14 protein-coding genes are annotated in these 13,999 nt (G+C 74.6%); 11 read left to right on the top strand and 3 right to left on the bottom strand.

The window, feature by feature from the left end:
- Nucleotides 1–18 precede the first annotated feature (18 nt).
- Entirely contained in the window at nucleotides 19–723 is a 705-nt protein-coding gene (locus tag BLT72_RS11135; RefSeq protein WP_091412944.1) for an alpha/beta fold hydrolase, read from the top strand.
- A gap of 32 nt (nucleotides 724–755) precedes the next feature.
- Nucleotides 756–2,207, top strand: coding sequence for a DUF2252 domain-containing protein (locus BLT72_RS11130; RefSeq protein WP_091412943.1), 1,452 nt, complete (start codon nucleotides 756–758; stop codon nucleotides 2,205–2,207).
- Here the strand turns inward: BLT72_RS11130 and BLT72_RS11125 are convergent.
- Entirely contained in the window at nucleotides 2,187–2,729 is a 543-nt protein-coding gene (locus BLT72_RS11125) for a hypothetical protein (protein WP_091412940.1), read from the bottom strand. The genes BLT72_RS11130 and BLT72_RS11125 overlap by 21 nt on opposite strands.
- Nucleotides 2,726–3,331 (bottom strand): hypothetical protein, encoded by a 606-nt coding sequence (locus BLT72_RS11120; protein ID WP_091412938.1) that lies wholly within the window; start codon nucleotides 3,329–3,331, stop codon nucleotides 2,726–2,728. The genes BLT72_RS11125 and BLT72_RS11120 overlap by 4 nt, the downstream gene beginning before the upstream one ends.
- Before the next feature lie 177 nt (nucleotides 3,332–3,508).
- Between BLT72_RS11120 and aspS the strand changes: the two genes are divergently transcribed.
- The 3 genes from aspS to BLT72_RS11105 all read left to right on the top strand — a co-directional run bounded on the left by aspS (nucleotide 3,509) and on the right by BLT72_RS11105 (nucleotide 7,349).
- Complete coding sequence (gene aspS, locus BLT72_RS11115; protein WP_091412936.1) at nucleotides 3,509–5,305, top strand: aspartate--tRNA ligase; 1,797 nt, start codon at nucleotides 3,509–3,511, stop codon at nucleotides 5,303–5,305.
- 155 nt (nucleotides 5,306–5,460) lie between these two features.
- Nucleotides 5,461–5,880 carry a WhiB family transcriptional regulator gene (locus BLT72_RS11110; RefSeq protein ID WP_091412934.1) on the top strand — a complete coding sequence of 140 codons (420 nt, stop codon included), beginning with the start codon at nucleotides 5,461–5,463 and terminating at the stop codon, nucleotides 5,878–5,880.
- A gap of 92 nt (nucleotides 5,881–5,972) precedes the next feature.
- Nucleotides 5,973–7,349: a replication-associated recombination protein A gene (locus BLT72_RS11105; RefSeq protein WP_231930516.1), complete on the top strand. Its 1,377-nt coding sequence runs from the start codon at nucleotides 5,973–5,975 to the stop codon at nucleotides 7,347–7,349.
- On the opposite strand, the gene BLT72_RS11100 is transcribed toward BLT72_RS11105, so the two are convergent.
- Nucleotides 7,346–7,855, bottom strand: a complete 510-nt coding sequence (locus BLT72_RS11100) for a DUF3253 domain-containing protein (RefSeq protein ID WP_091412932.1) — start codon at nucleotides 7,853–7,855, stop codon at nucleotides 7,346–7,348. The genes BLT72_RS11105 and BLT72_RS11100 overlap by 4 nt on opposite strands.
- 194 nt (nucleotides 7,856–8,049) lie before the next feature.
- Here BLT72_RS11100 and BLT72_RS11095 point away from each other — a divergent pair, with 194 nt between their 5' ends.
- From BLT72_RS11095 to BLT72_RS11070, 6 genes are all read left to right on the top strand, one after another.
- The gene (locus BLT72_RS11095; protein WP_091412930.1) at nucleotides 8,050–8,451 is read left to right on the top strand and encodes a DUF948 domain-containing protein; all 402 of its coding nucleotides are present in this window, start codon (nucleotides 8,050–8,052) and stop codon (nucleotides 8,449–8,451) included.
- Nucleotides 8,448–8,708, top strand: coding sequence for a hypothetical protein (locus BLT72_RS11090; RefSeq protein WP_091412928.1), 261 nt, complete (start codon nucleotides 8,448–8,450; stop codon nucleotides 8,706–8,708). Before BLT72_RS11095 ends, BLT72_RS11090 begins: the two co-directional genes overlap by 4 nt.
- A gap of 34 nt (nucleotides 8,709–8,742) precedes the next feature.
- Nucleotides 8,743–11,421, top strand: a complete 2,679-nt coding sequence (alaS, locus tag BLT72_RS11085) for an alanine--tRNA ligase (protein ID WP_091412926.1) — start codon at nucleotides 8,743–8,745, stop codon at nucleotides 11,419–11,421.
- A gap of 77 nt (nucleotides 11,422–11,498) precedes the next feature.
- The gene (ruvX, locus tag BLT72_RS11080) at nucleotides 11,499–11,912 is read left to right on the top strand and encodes a Holliday junction resolvase RuvX (RefSeq protein ID WP_342587398.1); all 414 of its coding nucleotides are present in this window, start codon (nucleotides 11,499–11,501) and stop codon (nucleotides 11,910–11,912) included.
- A 74-nt stretch (nucleotides 11,913–11,986) separates the two neighbouring features.
- Nucleotides 11,987–13,099: an endolytic transglycosylase MltG gene (mltG, locus tag BLT72_RS11075; RefSeq protein WP_091412922.1), complete on the top strand. Its 1,113-nt coding sequence runs from the start codon at nucleotides 11,987–11,989 to the stop codon at nucleotides 13,097–13,099.
- Complete coding sequence (locus BLT72_RS11070) at nucleotides 13,089–13,940, top strand: shikimate dehydrogenase (RefSeq protein ID WP_091412920.1); 852 nt, start codon at nucleotides 13,089–13,091, stop codon at nucleotides 13,938–13,940. Before mltG ends, BLT72_RS11070 begins: the two co-directional genes overlap by 11 nt.
- Nucleotides 13,941–13,999 lie beyond the last annotated feature (59 nt).

Genomic DNA, 13,999 nt, shown 5'->3' with positions numbered 1-13,999 from the left:
CCTCCGTAGCGTGCCGTCATGGCTGCCGCACCGCTCGTCCTCGTCCCCGGCTACTGGCTCGGCGGGTGGGCCTGGGAACGGGTCACCCCGCTGCTCGAGGCGGCCGGTCACCCGGTCACCGCGCTGACCCTGCCGGGCCTCGACCCGGGCGACCCCGACCGGTCCCGGGCCACCCTCGAGGGCCACGTCGCCGCGGTCGCGGAGGCCGTCCGCGCCGCCGGTCCGACGACGGTGCTGGTCGCCCACAGCGGTGCCGGGAAGGTGGTCACGGCGGTGCTCGACCGTGATCCGGCCGCCGTCGCCCGCGTCGTGTACGTGGACAGCGGCCCGGCCGCGGACGGCCTGGCCGACGCGGTCCCGGCCGACGTCACGGAGCTGCCGCTGCCCCCGTGGGTCGAGCTCGAGGCCAGCCTCGACGGCCTGTCCGACGCCGACCTCGCCACCTTCCGGCGCCGGGCGGTGCCGCACCCCGCGGCCGTGGCGCGGGAGCCGGTGCGGCTGACCGACCCGGCACGGCGGACGGTCCCGGCCACCCTGGTCGCCTGCTCGTTCCCGGCCGCGACCATCCTCGAGCTCGCCGCCGGCGGGCACCCGATGTTCGCCGAGGTGGCGGAGCTGACCGACCTGACCACGGTCGACCTCCCCACCGGTCACTGGCCCCTGTGGAGCCGGCCGGCCGAGCTCGCCGCGGTGCTGGGGAGGGCAGCCGGGGGCGGGCACTAGGGTGGCGCCACCACCGAGCCGGAGGAGGGCGCGTGACGGAACGGCCCCGCGGTCACCAGGTGCTGGCCTCGGCCGACAGCGACGTGTTCGCCTCCCTGCGGAAGCGCCCCAGCTCGCGGGAGGAGCGCTACGCCCTCGGCCGCGAGCTGCGTCACCAGGTGCCCCGCAGCGCGCTCGGCAGCTGGGAGGCCCCGGCCGACCGGACCGACCCCGTCCGGCTCGTCCGGCAGTCCCACCGCGGCCGGCTCGACTGGCTGGTCCCGGTCCGGGTGGCGCGGATGGTCGGCTCGCCCTACGGCTTCCTCCGCGGCACCGCCGTCGTGATGGCCGAGGACGTGGCCCGGCTGCCGGCCACCGGCATCCAGCCGGTCATCTGCGGGGACGCGCACCTCGGCAACTTCGGCTTCTACGCCTCCCCCGAGGCCGAGCTGGTGATCGACCTCAACGACTTCGACGAGGCCCACCCCGGCGGCTGGGAGTGGGACCTGCGCCGGCTCGTCGCCAGCATCTGGGTGGCGGGACGGGAGAACGGCTCGTCGGAGGAGCAGTGCCGTGACGCCGTCCTGGCCTGCGTCGCCGCCTACCGCGACGAGGTCCGCTTCCTCGCCGAGCAGCCGCTGCTGATGCGCAGCTACAACCGTATCGACGTCGGCCGGCTGCACGAGACGGCGACCGAGAAGACGCTGCGCGACGAGATCCAGCGATCGGTGAAGCGCGCCCGGCAGCGGACCAGCGACCGTGCGCTGCCGCGCTTCACCGCCGAGCGCGACGGCCGGCGGCACATCGTGGAGGAGCCGCCGCTGATCACCCGCCTCGACCAGCGGGAGGCGGAGGCCGTCGGCCAGGCCCTCGACCGCTACCTGCTCACGCTCGCCCCGCACTGGCGGCGGGCCGTCGGCGGCTACACCCTCGTCGACCTGGCGCACAAGGTCGTCGGCGTCGGCAGCGTCGGGCTGCGCGCCTACGTCGCCCTGCTGGAGGGCAGCAGCCCCGACGACGTGCTGTTCCTGCAGCTCAAGCAGGCCCGGCGCTCCGTGCTGGCCCAGCACGTGCACGGCGAGTCGGCCTGGCACGCCCACCAGGGTCAGCGGGTCGTGGAGTACCAGCAGGCGCTGCAGACCGTCAGCGACCCGCTGCTCGGCTGGACCACGGTGGCGAGGCGCCAGTACTACGTCCGGCAGTTCCGGAACATGAAGGGCACCATCCCGCTCGACGCCATCGACCCGGCCGCGCTCGCCGACTACGCCGGCATCGTGGGGCACCTGCTCGCCAAGGGTCACGCCCGGACCAGCGGCGCGTCGATGATCGCCGGGTACGCCGGCTCCTCGGACAAGCTCGACCAGGCCCTCGCCGTCTTCGCCCGGGCCTACGCCGACCAGACCGAGGCCGACCACGCCCTGCTGGTCGCCGCCGTCCGGGCCGGCCGGCTGCCCATCAGCGACGGGGCGCTCGACGGCTGCGGCTCAGCGTTCCGACCGGCCTGAACGCCGCTGCAGCACCGCGACGGCCGTGAGGGCCGCCGCGGCGGCGGCGAGCACGCCCGCGATCGCCCCCAGCCGGGGACCGACGTCGCTGGGCGGCCCGCCGCCGGGCAGGGGCGGGTGGCCACCCCCGGCCCCCGCCGCCCGGGCGGTGGGCCGGGTCCCGCCGCAGGCGTCGGCGACCAGACCGCGGCCGGTGTCGCCGGCCTGCACCAGGAAGGGACCCGCCCCCTCCAGCCCCAGACCGCACGTCGCGGGCTCCACGTGCGTCCGGACCTGCTGCTGGCTCGTCGCCGCGCCCTTGAACACCCGCTCGACGGCGAACGTGAGCGTCCGGGTGCTGCCGCGCCGGCGGTCGTCGACCACGGTGCCGACGAACACCACCGCGGCCTGCTCGAACAGGGCGGGGTCGTCGGCGGGGCGCACGCAGCTGCAGGCCGACGCCGGAGAAGCCAGGACGGCGGCGCCCAGCACGGCCAGCAGCAGCGCCAGCAGACCGGCCCGCAGCCGGCTCGCCCCGGTCACGGGCGGGGTCGTCCGGGCCGCCAGAGGACGGCGAACCCCGCGCCCGCGACGACCAGCACGCCCACGGCCGTGACCCCGGCCACGACCAGCCAGCGCGTCAGGGTGCGGTCGGCGCGGGTGGCGCGCTCCTCGCGGTCGGAGCTGCCCGGCCGGGGCTGGCTCCCCGTCCCGAGGACCGCCGGTGCGGGGCCGGCGAGGACGTCGCCGCTGCAGAGGGTGGTGACGAGCCGGGCGACGGCGTCGTCGCCGCGGCCCTCGACGCTGTCCAGGGCGAAGACGACCCAGGTCGCCCCGACCTCCGCCTCCAGGCCGCAGCCGGCGGCGTCCTGCGGCGTGGCGACCACCTGGTCGGTGAACACCGTCCCCTTCCAGACGGTGTCCACGCGGAACCGCAGGTCGGTGCGGGCGTCCTGGCCGCGGCCGACGTCGTCGGTGTCGGTGACCGTGCCGCGGAAGACCGCGTCGGCCTGGCGCAGCGCCCGGGCGGAGCCGATGCCCGCGCAGTCGCAGGCGGACGCCGTCGCGGGGGCGACCCAGGCGCCCAGCAGGGCCAGCACCAGCGCGGCCAGCAGTCCCACCGCACGGGCAGCGGACCGGGTCATGCGGCCATTGTCGCCCGCAGACCGCGTCCGGGCGAGCGGGGTGGCGCAGCGATGGGGGTGGGAGGTCGGATGGTCCGGCGGTCGGGTCGGGCGGGCGGAAACCCGTCGGGGGAGGGAGCGCCGTCGCCGTAGGATCGGGAGCTGTCCACTCTGGAGCACGTTGGAAGGAAGCAGTCTGTGATCCGCACCCACGGCGCCGGCACCCTCGGGGCCGAGCACGCTGGAACCACCGTCACCCTGGCCGGCTGGGTCGCCCGCCGCCGCGACCACGGAGGGGTGGCGTTCCTGGACGTGCGCGATGCGACCGGCGTGGTGCAGGTGGTGGTGCGGGACGAGACGCTGGAGGCCTCCGGCGCGCACGACCTGCGCAACGAGTACTGCATCAAGGTCGTCGGCGAGGTCTCGCTGCGGCCCGAGGGGAACGCCAACCCCGACCTGCCCACCGGGGCCGTCGAGGTGGTGACCAGCGAGCTGGAGGTGCTCAGCACCGCCGCGCCGCTGCCGTTCCAGATCGACGAGCGCGTGACCGTGGGGGAGGAGGCTCGCCTCCGGTACCGCTACCTCGACCTCCGGCGGCCCGCCCAGGCGGCGGCCCTGCGGCTGCGCAGCGAGGTCAACCGGGTCGCCCGGAACACGCTCGCGGAGCGCTCGTTCGTCGAGGTCGAGACCCCGACGCTCACCCGGTCCACCCCCGAGGGCGCGCGCGACTTCCTCGTCCCGGCCCGGCTCCGGCCCGGCTCCTGGTACGCGCTGCCGCAGAGCCCGCAGCTGTTCAAGCAGCTGCTGATGGTGGCCGGCATGGAGCGCTACTTCCAGATCGCGCGCTGCTACCGGGACGAGGACTTCCGCGCCGACCGGCAGCCCGAGTTCACCCAGCTGGACGTCGAGATGAGCTTCGTCGACCAGGACGACATCATCGAGCTGAGCGAGGAGCTGCTCACCCGCATCTGGGCGCTGATCGGGGTGCCGCTGAGCGCGCCATTCCCGCGGATCACCTACGCCGAGGCGATGGACCGGTACGGCTCGGACAAGCCTGACCTGCGGTTCGGCTCCGAGATCACCGAGGTCACCGGCTACTTCGCCGCGACCCCGTTCCGGGTGTTCCAGGCCGAGTACGTCGGCGCCGTCGTGATGCCGGGCGGGGCCTCCCAGCCCCGCAAGCAGCTCGACGCGTGGCAGGAGTTCGCCAAGCAGCGCGGCCACCGCGGGCTGGCCTACGTGCTGGTGGGCGACGACGGCGAGCTGGGCGGGCCGGTCGCCAAGAACCTCTCCGCGTCCGAGCGGGAGGGCCTGGCCGCCCAGGTCGGCGCGCAGCCCGGCGACTGCGTCTTCTTCGCGGCGGGCGCCCGCAGCCAGGCGCAGTCGCTGCTCGGGGCCACCCGGCTGGAGATCGGCCACCGCGTCGGGCTGATCGACACCAGCGCCTGGGCCTTCTGCTGGGTCGTCGACGCCCCGCTGTTCGAGCCGGCCAGCCAGGCCGTCGCCGCCGGCGACGTCGCGGTCGGCAGCGGCGCCTGGACCGCGGTGCACCACGCGTTCACCTCGCCCAAGCCGGAGTCGCTCGACACGTTCGACACCGACCCCGGGAACGCCCTGGCCTACGCCTACGACATCGTCTGCAACGGCAACGAGATCGGCGGCGGCTCCATCCGGATCCACCGCCGCGACATCCAGGAGCGGGTGTTCGCGGTGATGGGCCTGTCCGCGGAGGAGGCGCAGGAGAAGTTCGGCTTCCTCCTCGACGCCTTCAGCTTCGGCGCCCCGCCGCACGGCGGCATCGCCTTCGGCTGGGACCGCATCTGCGCCCTGCTCTCGGGGATGGACTCCATCCGCGACGTCATCGCCTTCCCGAAGTCCGGCGGCGGCGTCGACCCGCTGACCGACGCCCCCGCGCCGATCACCGCCCAGCAGCGCAAGGAGGCCGGCGTGGACGCCCCGGCCGCCCCCGCCGTCGCCGTCGCCGCGACGAGCTGACGGAGCGCCCGGGAGGGTCCGCACGGACCCTCCCGGGCCGCCGCCACGCCACGCCGGGCCGTGGGGTTGCGCTGGACGAGCCGGTCTGCTTGGCTCAGGTCAGCAAGTCGTGGTCGAGAAGCGTGCCGCACTCCTTCGCACAGGACGGCACCCCCATGTCTGCACCCTCGATCTCCCGCATCCGTGTCCTCCGCGACGCCTCCACCGCCACCCCGGCCCCCGTGCTCAAGGTCAAGCGCCGGGCGGCGCCCGGGACCGAGGAGATCCCCGACTGGCGTGACTCCGCCGCCTGCGTGCGCGAGGACCTCAACCTGTTCTTCCCGATCAGCACGGTCGGAGCCGCTGCCGCCCAGCAGGTCGCGGCCGCGAAGGCCGTCTGCGCCCGCTGCCCGGTCCGTCAGGACTGCCTCGAGTGGTCCCTCGACGTCGGACCGGAGTTCGGGATCTTCGGCGGCTGCACCGAGGTGGAGCGCCGTCGGCTCCGCAACGAGCGCAGCGCCGGACCGCGCTGGCGCTCCGACGTCGGCCCCCACCGCTCCGAGGCGGCCGTCCGCGAGGCGATGGAGCCCTTCTGAGCTGAGGCGCCCGCCTCCGCCCGGGCCCCGCGCGGCCGGGACGGTCCGACCGGGCCCACTACAGTGCTCGGCGTGGACGGAGCGCGAGGCCGGTGAGCGAGGACCTCTTCGGGGGTGGCGGGGCCGCGGGCGGCCCGGCACCCACCGGCAGCCTCGGTGACGCGGCGGGCAGCCACCTCCCGCTGGCGGTCCGGATGCGGCCCCGCACCGTCGACGAGATCGTCGGGCAGGGCCACCTGCTGGGACCGGGCTCCCCGCTGCGCCGGCTGGCCGCCGGTGAGGCGATGTCGGTCTTCCTCTGGGGCCCTCCGGGCGTGGGCAAGACGACGATCGCCTCCGTCGTCTCCCAGAGCACCCGACGCCGGTTCGTCGAGGTCAGCGCCGTCACCGCCGGGGTCAAGGAGGTGCGGGCGGTGCTCGACCAGGCCCGGCGTGACCTGCGCGTCGGGCAGGAGACGGTGCTGTTCGTCGACGAGGTGCACCGGTTCTCCAAGACCCAGCAGGACGTGCTGCTGCCGGCGGTGGAGAACCGCCTCGTCACCCTCGTCGCCGCCACCACCGAGAACCCGAGCTTCTCCGTGATCTCCCCGCTGCTCTCCCGCTCGCTGCTGCTGACCCTCCGGCCGCTGACCGACGCCGACGTGAGCGCGCTGCTCGACCGTGCGCTGACCGAGGAGCGGGGCCTCCGCACCACGGACGGCCACCCCTTCGAGCTCACCGACCCGGCCCGTCAGACGCTGCTGCGGCTGGCCGGCGGTGACGCCCGCCGTGCCCTGACCTACCTCGAGGAGGCCGCGGCGGGGGCCGAGGCGGTCGGGGACGCGCAGATCGACGACGACGCCGTCGCCCGGGCCGTCGACAAGGCGGCCATCCGCTACGACCGCGACGGCGACCAGCACTACGACGTCATCAGCGCCTTCATCAAGTCCATCCGCGGCTCCGACGTCCAGGCCGCCCTGCACTACCTGGCCCGGATGATCTCGGCCGGGGAGGACCCGCGCTTCATCGCCCGCCGCCTGGTGGTGCTGGCGTCGGAGGACGTCGGCCTCGCCGACCCCAGCGCCCTGGCCACCGCCGTCGCCGCCGCGGACGCGGTCGCCTTCATCGGCATGCCCGAGGGCCGGATCAACCTGGCGCAGGCCGTCATCGCCCTGGCGCTCGCGCCCAAGTCGAACGCCGTCATCGTGGCGATCGACGCGGCGCTGGCCGACGTGGCGGCCGGCAGGATCGGTCAGGTGCCGGCGCACCTGCGGGACGCCCACTACGCCGGCGCGAAGAAGCTGGGTCACGGCCAGGGCTACCTGTACGCGCACGACGCGCCGCACGGGATCGCCGCCCAGCCGTACCTGCCCGACGAGCTGGCCGGCGCGCGCTACTACAGCCCCACCGACCACGGCGCCGAGGCGGCGCTCGCCGCCCGGCTGACCCGGATCGAGCAGCTGCTCGGCCGCGACGCGTCCGGCTCCTAGCCCGGCCAGGCCGGCCCGCGGCCCAGCCGGAGGGCGCCGGTCGCCGTCGTGGGGTCGACCTTCTCCCCGCCCTGGCGGACCTCGACCACCCCGTCGGCCGCGAGCGCGGCGGCGACCGCCCGCGCGGCGTCCATCGCGTCCCGCCAGCCCTCGCCGCCGCTCACCCGGGCGGCGTCGCTGGGGCAGATCGTCGACTCCGGCTTGCGGTGCCGCAGCAGCGCCCGGACGGCCGCCGTGAGCCGCTCCCGGCGGCCGTCGTCGGTGGGCGGCTCCCACCAGGGCTCGCCCCGCTCCCCGAGAGCCACCTTGGCGTCCTGCACCCGCCGCCGGGCGGCCGCCGTCGCGGTCTCCTCACCGGCTGCGTCGCGGACGGCGCGCCGGGCCGCCATCAGCTCGGCGACCAGCTCGGTCCGCAGCGTCTCGGGGATGGCCGGGTCGCTCGCCCGCCAGCGCCGGCCCTCGATCACCAGGTACCGGCCGTCCGGGGTCCGCTCGGGTCCGCTCACCCGCCCAGCCTGGCAGAGCGGGGTGCGGGTGCGGGGGCCCGGTGCGACGCGTCCGCGCGGGAACGAGGACGCGACCAGGGGCGGCGGCGCGATAGGGTTTCCGCGGACCGGAGCCCCCAGCGGCCGGTCGACGCCGCCCGGGCGGCCCGCACACCGCAGCCACGTCGCGCTGCACCAGCACCGAAGGAAGTTGCATGACCCTAGGAGCGATCGCCGGCCTGATCGCCGCCATTGCCTTCGTGGCCCTGGTGGCCCTCGCGGCCGTCCCGCTGCTCAAGCTGGGACGGGTGCTCGAGGAGGTCCGCCTGGCGGTGCGCGATCTCGGCCACGAGTCGGTCCCGATCCTCACCGAGCTGCAGGGCACGGTCCGGGCCACCAACTCCGAGCTCGAGAAGCTGGGCACCGTGACCACCGACGTCGCGACGGTCAGCCGCAACGCGACCGTGGTCAGCGAGAACGCGGCCAACCTCACGACGCTGTTCTCGGCCACCCTCGGCGGCCCGCTGGTCAAGACCGCGGCCCTCACCTACGGCGTCCGGAAGGCGATCAAGGGTGGCGGGTCCGAGCGGCGCCGGGCGAAGCGGGCGAGCGCATGATCGGCCGCGTCGTCTGGTTCGCCCTCGGCGCGGGAGTCGCCATCTGGGGCTACAGCAAGGTGCGCGAGTCCTGGCGCCGGGCGTCCCCCGAGGCGCTCGGGCACCGGGTGGCGGCGTCGGCGTCGGAGCTGGGGGAGTCGGCCCGCGACTTCGTCGACCGGGCCCGAGCCGCCATGGTCGAGCGTGAAGCGGAGCTCCGTGAAGCCCTCCAGGGTGGAGAACGCCGCGACCCGCTCGGCCTGCCCGAGTCCGAGTGACCGCCTGCTCGACCCACCCTTGAGGACCCAACCCATGAACACCGCCGAGATCCGGCGCCGCTTCCTCGACTACTTCGCCACGCGAGGTCACGAGGTGGTGCCGTCCGCACCCCTGCTCTACAACGACCCGACCCTGCTGTTCGTCAACGCCGGCATGGTCCCCTTCAAGCCCTACTTCACCGGCGCCGAGACGCCGCCGTTCGACCGCGCCACCAGCGTCCAGAAGTGCGTCCGCACGCTGGACATCGAGGAGGTCGGCAAGACCACCCGGCACGGCACGTTCTTCCAGATGAACGGCAACTTCTCCTTCGGCGACTACTTCAAGGCCGAGGCGATCCGCTACGCCTGGGAGCTCGTCACCGGCAGCCAGGACGCGGGCGGCCTGGGCTTCGACCCGGACCAGGTCTGGGTCACCGTGCTGCACAGCGACGACGAGGCGGCCGCGCTCTGGGCCAACATCGCCGGCCTGCCGCAGGAGCGGATCCAGCGCCGCGGGCTGCTCGACAACTACTGGCACATGGGCATCCCCGGTCCCGGCGGCCCCTGCAGCGAGATCTACATCGACCGCGGGCCCCAGTACGGGCGCGACGGTGGCCCCGTCGTCGACGAGGACCGGTTCCTGGAGATCTGGAACCTCGTCTTCATGCAGGAGGAGCTGTCCACCGTCCGCGCCAAGGACGACTTCGACATCCTCGGTGACCTGCCGCGCAAGAACATCGACACCGGCATGGGCCTGGAGCGGGTGGCGCTGCTGCTCCAGGGCGTCGACAACCTCTACGAGACCGACCAGGTCTTCCCGGTCATCCAGCGGGCCAGCGAGCTGTCCGGCCGCCGCTACGGCGCGGGTGGTCCGGGCGGCCACGAGGACGACATCCGGATGCGGGTGGTCGCCGACCACATCCGCTCCGGGCTGATGCTCATCGCGGACGGGGTCACGCCCGGCAACGAGGCGCGCGGCTACGTGCTGCGCCGGCTGCTGCGCCGCACCGTGCGCTCGATGCGGCTGCTGGGGGTGCACGAGCCGGTGCTGCCCGAGCTGCTGCCGGTCAGCCGGGACGCGATGGGGTCGGCGTACCCCGAGGTGGTCGAGAACTTCGACCGGATCTCCGGCATCGCGTACGGCGAGGAGGACGCCTTCCGCCGCACGCTGACCACCGGGACGCAGATCTTCGACCTGGCCGTGTCCGACGCCAAGGCGGCCTCGCAGCCGGAGCTGTCCGGTGAGCGGGCGTTCCAGCTGCACGACACCTACGGCTTCCCGATCGACCTGACCCTGGAGATGGCCTCGGAGCAGGGGCTCCGCGTGGACGCCGACGGCTTCCGCCGGTTGATGCAGGAGCAGCGGGACCGGGCGAAGGCGGACGCGAAGTCCAAGAAGGCCGGCGCCGCGGGCAGCGACGTCTACCGCGAGCTCCGGGCCCTCGGGCTGACCCCGTTCACCGGGTACGAGGAGCTGGTCACGGACTCCCGCGTCCGCGGCATCGTCCGCGACGGCGAGCTGGTGCCCAGCGCCGGTCCGGGCGAGACGGTCGAGGTCGTCCTCGACCGCACCCCGTTCTACGCCGAGTCCGGCGGGCAGGACTCCGACGCCGGCGTGATCCGCGCCGACGGCGCGACGCTCGAGGTCGTCGACGTGCAGCGCCCGGTCAAGGGCCTGGTCGTGCACCGGGTCCGGGTGGCCGACGGCGAGCTGCGCAGCGGCGTCGACGTGTCCGCCGAGGTCGACGGTGAGTGGCGGCTCGGCGCCTGCCAGGCGCACTCCGGCACCCACGTCGTGCACGCGGCGCTGCGCCAGGTGCTCGGCCCGACGGCGCTGCAGAGCGGCTCCTACAACAAGCCCGGCTACCTGCGCCTCGACTTCGCGTGGCCCTCCGGGCTCAGCCAGGCCGTCCGCTCCGACGTCGAGGAGGCGGCCAACCAGGCCATCCGGCTCGACCTCAACGTGCGGGCCGGCTACATGTCCCTGGCCGAGGCCAAGGAGCTGGGCGCGCTCGCGCTGTTCGGCGAGACGTACGGCGAGGAGGTCCGCGTCGTCGAGATGGGCGGGCGCTGGTCGCGCGAGCTGTGCGGTGGCACGCACGTCCAGCACTCCTCCCAGATCGGCCTCGTGACCCTCAACGCGGAGTCCTCCGTGGGCTCGGGGGTCCGCCGCGTCGAGGCCTTCGTCGGCCTGGAGGCGTTCCGCCACCTGGCCCGGGAGCGCTCGCTGGTGCTCGGCCTGACCGAGGCGCTCAAGGTGCAGCCGGACCAGCTGACCGACCGCGTGCACCGCCTCGTCGAGCAGCTCAAGGCGGCCGAGAAGCAGATCGCGGAGCTGAAGAGCCGCAATGTGCTGGCCGAGGTCGGCACCATCGCCGCCAGGGCCCACGACATGTGGGGGGTCGCCTACATCGCCCACCACGCCGAAGGCGTCGCCGGCGGTGACCTGCGCACCCTGGCGCTGGAGGTCCGCAACCGGGTGCAGGACCGGGCGGCCGTGGTCGTGGTCGTCGGCGGCACCGCCGAGAAGCCGGCCGTGGTCGTCGTGACCACCCCGGCCGCGCGGGACCGCGGGCTCAAGGCGGGCGACCTGGTCCGCGCCGCCAGCGAGACCCTCGGCGGCCGCGGGGGCGGCAAGGACGACATCGCCCAGGGCGGCGGCACCGACGCGAGCCGGATCGGTGAGGCGCTGACCGCGGTCGAGCACGCCGTCGGTCACGTGGTGCAGTCCTGACCTCGGACGAGGACGCCGCGCCGGTCTTCCGGCGCGGCGTCCGGCTGGCGCTCGACTGGGGCGACGCGCGGATCGGCGTGGCCGCCTGCGACCGGGACGGCGTGCTGGCCTACCCGCTGGACACCGTCCTGGCCGGTCCCACCGAGCTGGACCGGGTCGTCGCGCTGGTGAGCGAGCACGAGCCGCTGGAGGTCGTCGTCGGCCTGCCCCGGTCCCTCGACGGGACCGACGGGCCCGCCGCGACCAAGGTCCGCGCGCGGGCCGCTGCGCTGGCGGCCCGGCTCGACGTGCCCGTCCGGCTGGTCGACGAACGGCTGACCACCGTGACCGCTTCGCGGCGCCTCCGCGAGGGCGGGAAGAAGGCCAAGCAGCAGCGCAGCCTCATCGACGCGGCGGCCGCGGCCGCCATCCTGGAACAGGCCGTGGCCCTCGAGCGCTCCCGGGGTACGGCGCCCGGGGAGCTAGTATCGGTCCCTGGTCGCTCGGACTAGGGCACCTGCCCACCGCCGCCGCCGGGACCACCGGTCACCGGAGACACTCGAGGGAGACCCACCGCGTGACATCGATGCTGGATCCGGAGATCAAGCCGAGCCCGGCACGGGAGATCGCCCACAAGAGCAAGGGCTGCGTCGCCGTCATCGTCGCGGCGGCCGTCCTCATCTTCGGTGGCTTCTTCGTCTACGACCAGTCCAAGGGGCTGCTCGAGGGCTTCGGCGAGATCCCCGACTACCCGGGGCCCGGCACCGGCTCGGTGACCATCACCATCCCCGAGGGCGCCACCCTGGACGACATCGGCGACCTGCTGGTCGCCGACGACGTGGTCAAGTCCACCGACGCGTGGGACCGGGCCGTCCGCGCCGAGGAGGCCGCGACCAGCGTGCAGTCCGGCAAGTACCTGATGGAGAAGCAGATGCCGGCCGTCGACGCGCTGGCCCTGTTGATCAACCCCGGCAGCTCTCGCGTGCGCAGCGAGTTCACCATCCCCGAAGGCCTCCGGCTGAGCGAGCAGGTGAGCGCGCTCGCCAAGGCGACCAAGATCAAGAAGTCCGCGTTCACGAAGGCCCTCGACGAACCGGACGAGCTGGGGCTCCCGAAGTACGCCAAGGACCGGCCCGAGGGCTTCCTCTTCCCCGACACCTACGAGCTGACCGAGGACGCGACCGCCAAGTCGACGGTCCGGCAGATGGTCGCCCAGTACAAGAGCGTGGCCAAGGACATCGGCCTGGAGGCCGACGCCAAGAAGATCGGCCGCACGCCCTACGAGGTGCTGATCGTGGCCAGCATCATCGAGAAGGAGGTGAACCAGGACCAGTACCGCGCCAAGGTGGCGCAGGTGCTCTACAACCGCCTCGACGAGGGCATGCCGCTGGGCCTGGACTCCACCGTCGTCTACGCCGAGAAGCTCAAGACCAACACCACGACGCCGGAGGACCGGCGGAGCGACTCGCCCTACAACACCTACCTCGTCGAGGGACTGCCGCCGGGACCGATCTCGGCGCCCGGCCGGGCCGCCCTCGAGGCCGCCGCGAACCCCGAGAAGGGGGACTGGCGCTACTTCGTCACCGTGAACTTCGAGACCGGCGAGACGAAGTTCGCCACCACCGACGCCGAGTTCCAGAAGATCGCCCAGGAGTTCCAGGACTACTGCCGCGCCAACCCCGGCACCTGTGACAGCTGAGGCCGGGCCCGCCGCGCCCGGCGGCGGGCGGCGCTGCGCCGTCCTCGGGTCGCCGATCGCCCACTCGCTGTCGCCGGCCCTGCACCGGGCGGCGTACGCGGAGCTGGGGCTGGACTGGTCCTACGAGCGCGTCGAGATGACCGAGGACGGCCTGGCGCCGTTCGTGGCCGGCCTCGACCCGTCGTGGCGGGGGCTGAGCCTCACCATGCCGCTCAAGGTGGTCGCCCTCCAGCTCGGACGGGTGGACCCGCTCGCGGCGCAGGTCGGGGCGGCCAACACCCTCGTCCTCGCCGACGACGGCACCCGCAGCCTGCACAACACCGACGTGCCCGGCCTGGTCTGGGCGCTCGGCCAGGTGGGGGTCACCCGCGTCGAACGGGCGACGCTGCTGGGGGCGGGGGCGACCGCGCGCTCCACCGTCGTCTCGCTGAGCCGGCTGGGCGCCCGGGAGGTCGCCGTGCTGGCCCGCACACCGGCGCGGGCCGCACCGCTGGTCGACCTGGGGGCGTCGCTCGGGGTCGCGGTGACCGTGCTCGGCTGGGACGCTCCGGTCCCGAGGTCCGACGTGCTGCTCAACACCGCCGTGGCGGGGGCCGCCGACGACCGGGCCGGCGCGGCGGCGGCGAGCGCGCCGGTCGTCTTCGACGCCCTCTACGACCCCTGGCCCACCCGGTTGGCGGTGGCGGCGGAGGCCGCCGGCTGCCGGGTCGTCAACGGCCTGGACCTGCTAATCGGCCAGGCGCTGGTGCAGGTGGAGCTGATGACGGGTCGTCCCGTCGCCCCGGCGACGCTGCTGGCGGCGGGCCGGGCGGCGCTGGCCGCGCCCTCGGGTCCCGCCTGACCGAGCGGTCGGGACGGAGCCGACGGCTCGGTCGACTGGCGTCGGACACTGCGGGGCGG

It is taken from the genome of Friedmanniella luteola, from assembly GCF_900105065.1.
GTDB lineage: Bacteria > Actinomycetota > Actinomycetes > Propionibacteriales > Propionibacteriaceae > Microlunatus > Microlunatus luteolus.
This window is presented reverse-complemented; position numbering and strand designations above follow the sequence as displayed.